The sequence below is a fragment of the Ideonella sp. P3_A4 genome (assembly GCF_056403075.1).
Genome location: NZ_JBFUGE010000303.1, coordinates 1 through 7,353, shown reverse-complemented (window position 1 = coordinate 7,353; position 7,353 = coordinate 1). Strand labels below are relative to the sequence as shown.

The following is a 7,353-nucleotide window of genomic DNA, read 5'->3' as shown; positions in this document are numbered from 1 at the left end:
ATCGTAGGCGATGCACGACCAGCCGAATGTGACGGGCATGACCAAGGTACCGGCCGCGGGCGACCGGGCACCTTGGGATCCCGCTCAGGTCAAGGGCGAGGGCTCGCTGTCGTCGCTGGTCGGCGGCTCCGCCGTGATCAGGTCGAACTTCAGCGCTTCGCTGGTCTCGACGGTGTTCGCGTCCGAGGTCTGTTCGAGCGCGAAGCTGAACAGCGACTCGGGCGACACGAAGGCCGACATCGGCACCTGGTCAGCCGCCGGCGGCGGTGGCGGGGGAGGGGGCGGCGGCGAGTTGTCGCCACCGCCGCCACCGCAGCCAGCCACCAGGGCCGTGCAGGCGAACAGGTAAGACAGACGTCGCAGTGCAGAAGCGTTCATGGGGTCCTGCCTCTTTCTGCCTCAACGGCTCTTGTTGCTCTTGGCCACGGCCTGGGCGGCCACCGCGCCGGCGCCGGGGTAGGGCGTGTTCAGGTACGGGAAGCCGGACAGGAAGTACTGCTGAGCCTGGTCGACGTTGTCGTTCAGGTTGAACACCGCCGAGCCCAGCGGCACGGCTGACGGCTTGCACGCCGCGCCGAAGCCGAGCGCGTCGGTGTYGCCGTTGGCCAYGCACAGSCCRCCCATCAYCGCGACCAGCGAGATGTCGACSAYGTCGTCCTTCGGCCGGCGRCCGTTCGGGTAACCGGCCGAGTCGTTGCCGGCGGCCAGGATGTTGCCGACGATGCCCAGGCGGTTCTGCTGTGCGTACGGCACGGCGGCGATCGCGGTGTTCAGTCGCAGCATTTCGGATGGCACCACGTTGGCCGGCTTGTTCACACCGGTGATGCCGGTCAGGAAGGTCGTCACCAGGTCGTTGCGCGGGATGTTGGTCGGCGCCGCGCCCGGCAGTTCGAGGTAGGACTCGAGCAGCTTCGGGTACGACGGGTTCGTCACATAGCCGGCGAACTGGCCGTCGTCCTTGGGCTTGGCGGCGTTGAAGCGGTTCTTGTCCTTCAGGCCGATCACCAGCTCGTTGACCAGCGGCATGCCCAGGCGTGACACCTGCGTCCACGCACCACCCGCGCGCTCGGCTGTCTGCAGGCCCGCCTTCGGGCTCGGGTCGAGCAGGCGGGTCTGGCGCAGGCTGGCGGTGGTCCAGCCGCCGATCACCGTTTCGGTGCCTTGGGTCAGGCAGCTCTTGGCGACTTCGAGCGCGATCGCGGTCACGTTCTTGTAGGCCAGCGTGCTGGTCGAGGCGCCGATCGCGTTCGGGTCGGTCAGGGCCGAGACGGGCGCGGCGACCTGGTCGAAGACCACGCCGAGGTTGACCGCGAACGGGTCTTGCCGCTGGCCGACGAACAGCTTGCCCGGCGTCGAGCAGCCGGGGATGTTGACGCTGTAGATGTGCTGGCCGGCATAGGCCGGGTAGTCGGGGATGGTCTTCGAGCCGATGTTGTCGGCCGGCTTGTCGAAGGTGGCCGAGCCGCCGCTGGCGTTGGTGACGGCCGCGGCCGTGCCGGTGCGGCGGTCACCGCGCACGAGCGTGACGGTGTAGGTCTGGTTGACCTGCAGGTGCTGGTCGCGCGGGGCGCTGACAGTGCCTTTTTGCAGCGGCGCGATCTGCGGCGACTGGTCGCCCACCGCCACGGTGATGCCGGCGCCGCCGTTGGACAGCTCATTCTTGAAGCGGAACTGGAAGGTCAGGTCTTCCTTCGCGTCGCCATTGTTGTCGACGTGGATCTCGTACAGCGCGTTACCGTCGAGGTCGAAGTAGTTCGGGCCGCCGTAGCTGTCTTGCAGCGGCAGGTAGTTGGCGATCAGCGTCACGTAGCCGCTGCGGCCCGATTCGTAACTGTTGAACATGTAGAAGTCGGCCGCGTCGACCTTGGGCGAGGTCGTGATGAACGGCGCTTCACGGTGGCTGGAGGCTTGGGTGCCGCCGGCCATGGCCAGCAGTGCGGCTGCAACGATGGGCGTGGCGCGTCGCGCCAGGGGACGGATGGGGTGCATAACAGGGCTCCTCTTGACGAAATGGCTGGCGGCGCCGCACCGGTTGACCAAAGTCAGGTGCGCTGCAGCGTCCGTGGGTTTCCTTTACGGGCCACCCCGCCGATCGGATGCACTCGGTCAGAAACTGTTTCGCCGCCTCCGGCATCGAACCCCCAGCAACTCGCCGGAATCGGGCTTCAAAGTTGCTATCCTCCCCGCCACTTCGAACCCGGCTTCGTATCAAGGATCCTCATGTTTCGCAGATTGACCATTGCCGTGGCCCTGTCGGCCGGCCTGTCGGCCGTTGCCTGGGCCGACCCTGCCCTTGTCTATGACATGGGCGGCAAGTTCGACAAGTCCTTCAACGAAGCCGCTTACCGGGGCGCAGAACGCTGGAAGAAGGACACCGGCAAGTCCTATCTCGATTTCGAGATCGCCAACGAAGCCCAGCGCGAACAGGCGATGCGGCGCATGGCCGAGCGCGGCGCCAGCCCGGTGATCGGCATCGGCTTCTCGCAGGGCTCCAGCATCGAGAAGGTCGCCAAGCAGTTTCCGAAGCAGCAGTTCGTGATCATCGACTCGGTGGTCAAGCAGCCGAACGTCGAATCGATCGTCTTCAAGGAGCATGAGGGCAGCTTCCTGGCCGGCATCATGGCCGCGATGGCCAGCAAGACCGGCAAGCTCGGCTTCGTCGGCGGCATGGACATCCCGCTGATCCGCAAGTTCCAGTGCGGCTACGAGCAGGGTGCGCGTTATGCCAACCCGAAGATCGAGCTGACCGGCGCCATGACCGGCACCACGCCGGCCGCATGGAGCGACCCGTCGCGTGCCGGCGAGCTGGCCAAGGCTCAGTTCGCCAAGGGGGTCGACGTGATCTTCGCCGCTGCCGGTGGCTCCAGCGTCGGCGTGTTCCAGGCCGCCAAGGACGGCGGCAAGCTGGCCATCGGTGTCGACAGCAACCAGAACCACCTGCATCCGGGCACGATGCTGACCTCGATGGTCAAGCGCGTCGATGTTGCGGTCTACAACGCCTCCAACAAGTCGACACCCGGCATGACGGCGTTGGGTCTGAAGGAAGGCGGCGTCGATGTCGCGATCGACGAAGACAACGCCAAGCTGGTGAACGCCGCGATGAAGGCCAAGGTCGACGCGGCACGCGCCGACATCATCGCCGGCAAGATCAAGGTCATCGACTACATGGCCGCCAACAGCTGCACGCCTTGAGCGCGCCTGTTGTGACGCCCGCCGCGCCAGCCAGCGCGGTGGCGATGAACCGCATCTGCAAACGTTTCGGCGCACTGCGCGCGAATGACGAGGTGAACCTGAGCGTCGCGCGCGGCAGCATCCACGGCATCGTCGGCGAAAACGGCGCCGGCAAGAGCACCTTGATGTCGATCCTGTACGGCTTCTACCAGGCCGACAGCGGCGAGATCGAGGTCGAGGGCCGCCCCGCGCGCATCCGCAATGCACACGACGCGATCGCGCTCGGCATCGGCATGGTGCACCAGCACTTCATGCTGGTCGAGACTTTCACCGCGCTGGACAACGTGCTGCTCGGTGCCGAACCCAACTGGCGGCTGGGCCCGGCGCGCCAGCGCGTGCGCCGCGAGCTCGAAGCGCTGATGCGTGACACCGGGCTGCAGTTGAACCTCGACGCGGTCGTCGAGACGCTGCCAGTCGGCGAGCGCCAGCGGCTGGAAATATTGAAGGCGCTGTACCGCGGTGCGCGCATCCTGATCCTGGACGAGCCGACCGCGGTGCTGACCCCTGCCGAAACCGACACGCTGTTCGTCACGCTGCGCCAATTGCGCGAGCGTGGCAGCACGGTGCTGCTGATCACCCACAAGCTGAAGGAGATCGCCGCGCTGTGCGACCGCGTGACGGTGATGCGCGCCGGCCGCGTGGTGCTGGACACGCGCACCGCCGACACAACGATCGACGGCCTGGCCGAGGCGATGGTCGGCCGCCGCGTGCAACTGGGCYGACGCGAAGGCGCTGCGGCGCGGGCCGAGGCCGCACCCCTGCTGAGCGCGCAGAACCTGAGCTGGCGCGACGAGCAAGGCGTGCTGCGTCTGAACGAAGTGTCGCTGGCACTGCGACCTGGCGAGATCGTCGGCATCGCCGGCGTTTCCGGCAACGGCCAGAGCGAGTTGCTCGATGTGCTGGCCGGCCTCGCCGCACCGGCGTCCGGCAGCCTGCAGCTCGGTGACCAGCGTTTCGAACCCAACCGCTGGCTGACACCCGCGCGTGCGCGCCGCCTGCGTCTGGCCCATGTGCCTGAAGATCGCCACCGTCGCGGCCTGGTGTTGCCGTTTGGCGCCTGGGAAAGCGCGGTGCTTGGTTACCACCGCCTGGCGCGTTATGCCCGGCGCGGCTTTGCGCGCCGCGGCGCGATGCACGACGACACCGCCAAGATGATGGCCGACTACGACGTGCGCCCACGCGCACCCGGCCTGCGCAGCGCCAAGTTCTCGGGCGGCAACCAGCAGAAGCTGGTGCTGGCCCGCGAGGCCTTGCACGAGCCGAAGGTGCTGCTGGTGGGCCAGCCGACGCGTGGCGTCGACATCGGCGCGATCGAGTTCATTCACGGCCGCCTGCGTGCGATGCGCGACGCCGGTGGCGCGGTGCTGGTGGTCTCGTCGGAGCTGGACGAGATCCTCGCGCTGTCCGACCGGGTCATCGTGATGAACGCTGGCCGCATTGCTGGCGAACTGCCGATCGAGGCTTGCAGTGAATCGGCGTTGGGGTGTTTGATGGCGGGGGTGCAGCAATGAACCAGCGGGCCAAGTGCCGGGCCGCTCCCAAGCTGGCCGCTCACTGGCGCAAATCGTCCACTGGACGATTTGCGTCCGCGCTTGCCCCCTCGGGGGATCGAACGATGTACCCATCGGGCGAGGGGCTCCAATGAGCAGCAGTCAGGCTTATGAACTGCCGCGCTGGATGGACCTCGGCCTGTTGCCGGTGCTCAACCTCGGCATGGCGCTTGCAGTCAGCGCGCTGGTCGTCGCTTTCACCGGCCAAGACCCGGCGCAAGCCTTGTCGCTGCTGCTGCGCGGCGCGTTCGGCAGCGCGATGGGTTTCAGCTACACGCTGTACTACGCGACGACCTTCGTCTTCACCGGGCTCGCCGTTGCGGTGGCCTATCACGCGGGCCTGTTCAACATCGGTGGCGAAGGCCAGGCGATGCTGGGTGGCATCGGCACCGCGCTGGTCGCACTGTGGCTCGGTGATCACTACCCGGCGTGGGTGGTGCTGCCGGCGATGATCGTCGCAGCGATGCTGTTCGGCATGCTGTGGGCGGCCGTGCCGGCGGTGCTGCAGGCCTGGCGCGGCAGCCACGTGGTGATCACCACCATCATGTTCAATTTCCTCGCGTCGACGCTGCTGTCGTACCYGCTCGTCGAGGTGCTGAAAGAGCCGGGCAACATGACCGTCGAAAGCCGCGCCTTCGGGCCGGCCGCGCTGATGCCGGGTGTCCACGAGGTGCTGGCATCGATCGGCATCGAATGGCCGCGCTCGCCGCTGAACCTGTCGGTGCTGCTGGCGATCGCCGCCGCGGTGGTCGTCTACTTCTGGCTCTGGCGCAGTACCTCGGGCTATGCGGTGCGCACGGTGGGTTTTGCGCCCGGTGCGGCGCAATACGCCGGCGTTCGCCCGGCGCGGCAAGTGATCGTTGCGATGTGCGCCTCGGGTGCGCTGGCCGGCTTGCTGGGCATCAACGAACTCGCCGGCGTGCAAGGCCGGCTGCTGCTGGACTACGTGGTTGGCGCTGGGTTCGCCGGCATCGCGGTGTCGCTGATCGGCCGCAACCACCCGGTCGGCGTGGTGCTGGCGGCGTTGTTGTTCGGCGCGCTGTACCAGGGCGGCGCCGAGCTGTCATTCGAGATGCCCGGTGTCAGCCGCGACATGGTGTTCACCTTGCAAGGCCTGATCGTGCTGTTCTGCGGCGCACTAGGCCAGGCCGCAGTGCCGACGCTGGCGCGCGCTTGGGCCCGCTGGTCCCTCGCGAAGGATGCGAAGGAGGCTGAGCGTGGATGAAATTGCGCTGGGCACGCTGATCGCGTCGACGCTGCGGGTGGCCACCCCGCTGATCCTGTGCGCGCTGGCAGCGACGCTGTCCGAACGCGCGGGCGTGATCGACCTCGGCCTCGAAGGCAAGATGCTCGCGACGGCGTTCGCCGCCGGCAGCGCCGCGGCGTTGACAGGCTCGTTGCCGTTGGCCTTTCTGATCGCGATCCTCGTCGGCATCGCGTTGTCGATGCTGCACGGCTATGCCTGCGTCAGCCACCGGGGCGACCAGGTGGTGGCCGGCATGGCCATCACGATGACCTGCGCCGGCCTGACCGTGGTGCTGGGCATCGCCTGGTTCCACCTCGGCGGGCAGACACCGGCGCTGCCAGACGAGCTGCGCCTGTCGCGCTGGTTCGGCGGGGAGGGTGGTGCGACACCGATGCTCGGCCTGCTGGGCCACAACGGTTTGGTCTACCTGGCGCTGCTGCTCGTGCCGGCGGTCGTCTGGCTGCTCGACCACACCCGCTTCGGCCTGCGCTTGCAGGCTACCGGCGAGAACCCGGCGATGGTCGATGCGGCCGGCGTGTCGGTGCTGGCGCTGCGCTACCAGGCGTTGGCGTTGAACGGTGTGCTGTGCGCGCTGGCCGGGGCTTACCTGGTGCTGGCCCAAAGCCCGAGCTTCGTGCCCAACATGACGGCCGGCCGCGGCTACATGGCGATGGCGGCGATGATCTTCGGCCACTGGCGCCCGCTAGGTGCGCTCGGCGCCTGCCTGCTGTTCGGCTTTCTTGACGCGCTGGCGATCCGCCTGCAAGGTACGCCGTTGCCGGGCATCGGCGCCGTGCCGGTGCAGGCGATCCAGGCTTTGCCCTATGCGATGACGGTGGTGCTGTTGGCCGGCTTCATCGGCCGTGCGCGTGCCCCGAAGGCGCTAGGCCAGCCCTATGTGAAGGAAAGATAGTGGTCCACCCCCGAAGCGCCTTCGGCGCCTCCCCCTCAAGGGGGCGCCACTGGTGGACCGGCAAAGCCGGATCCACGGTGGCTGCTTGGGGTGCGCCGGCTGACGCGGCGCGTCTGCGGCGGCGTTCTGGGAGTCACCGAAATGGATGAACAGCAATGGGATGCGCTGCTCGACGCGGCGCGGGCTGCGCGTGAAAAGGCCTACGCGCCGTACTCGCACTTCCACGTGGGTGCGGCTTTGCTGGACGAAGCGGGCCGCGTGCACGCGGGCTGCAACGTCGAGAACGCGGCCTATCCGGAGGGCGTCTGCGCCGAGGCCGGCGCCTTGTCCGGCCTGGTGCTGGCCGGTGGCCAACGGATCGTCGCCGCGGTGGTGGTCGGCGAGGGTGCCGAGCCCGTCACGCCGTGCGGCGG

7 protein-coding genes are annotated in these 7,353 nt (G+C 67.9%); 5 read left to right on the top strand and 2 right to left on the bottom strand.

The window, feature by feature from the left end:
• Positions 1–84: 84 nt before the first annotated feature.
• Together AC1DYI_RS22100 and AC1DYI_RS22095 are read right to left on the bottom strand one after the other, a co-directional pair.
• A complete protein-coding gene (locus AC1DYI_RS22100; RefSeq protein ID WP_477206287.1) occupies positions 85–378 on the bottom strand; it encodes a hypothetical protein in 294 nt (97 codons plus the stop codon).
• Positions 379–399: 21 nt separating this feature from the next.
• Positions 400–1,989, bottom strand: a complete 1,590-nt coding sequence (locus AC1DYI_RS22095; protein ID WP_477206286.1) for a DUF4331 domain-containing protein — start codon at positions 1,987–1,989, stop codon at positions 400–402.
• Positions 1,990–2,220: 231 nt separating this feature from the next.
• Here AC1DYI_RS22095 and AC1DYI_RS22090 point away from each other — a divergent pair, with 231 nt between their 5' ends.
• The 5 genes from AC1DYI_RS22090 to AC1DYI_RS22070 form a co-directional block, all read left to right on the top strand.
• Positions 2,221–3,192, top strand: a complete 972-nt coding sequence (locus tag AC1DYI_RS22090; protein WP_477206285.1) for a BMP family lipoprotein — start codon at positions 2,221–2,223, stop codon at positions 3,190–3,192.
• Entirely contained in the window at positions 3,189–4,742 is a 1,554-nt protein-coding gene (locus AC1DYI_RS22085) for an ABC transporter ATP-binding protein (protein ID WP_477206284.1), read from the top strand. Before AC1DYI_RS22090 ends, AC1DYI_RS22085 begins: the two co-directional genes overlap by 4 nt.
• A gap of 130 nt (positions 4,743–4,872) precedes the next feature.
• Positions 4,873–6,006: an ABC transporter permease gene (locus AC1DYI_RS22080; protein ID WP_477206283.1), complete on the top strand. Its 1,134-nt coding sequence runs from the start codon at positions 4,873–4,875 to the stop codon at positions 6,004–6,006.
• Positions 5,999–6,940 carry an ABC transporter permease gene (locus tag AC1DYI_RS22075; RefSeq protein WP_477206282.1) on the top strand — a complete coding sequence of 314 codons (942 nt, stop codon included), beginning with the start codon at positions 5,999–6,001 and terminating at the stop codon, positions 6,938–6,940. Before AC1DYI_RS22080 ends, AC1DYI_RS22075 begins: the two co-directional genes overlap by 8 nt.
• A gap of 141 nt (positions 6,941–7,081) precedes the next feature.
• A partial coding sequence (locus AC1DYI_RS22070; RefSeq protein ID WP_477206281.1) for a cytidine deaminase occupies positions 7,082–7,353 on the top strand: 272 nt, incomplete at its 3' end.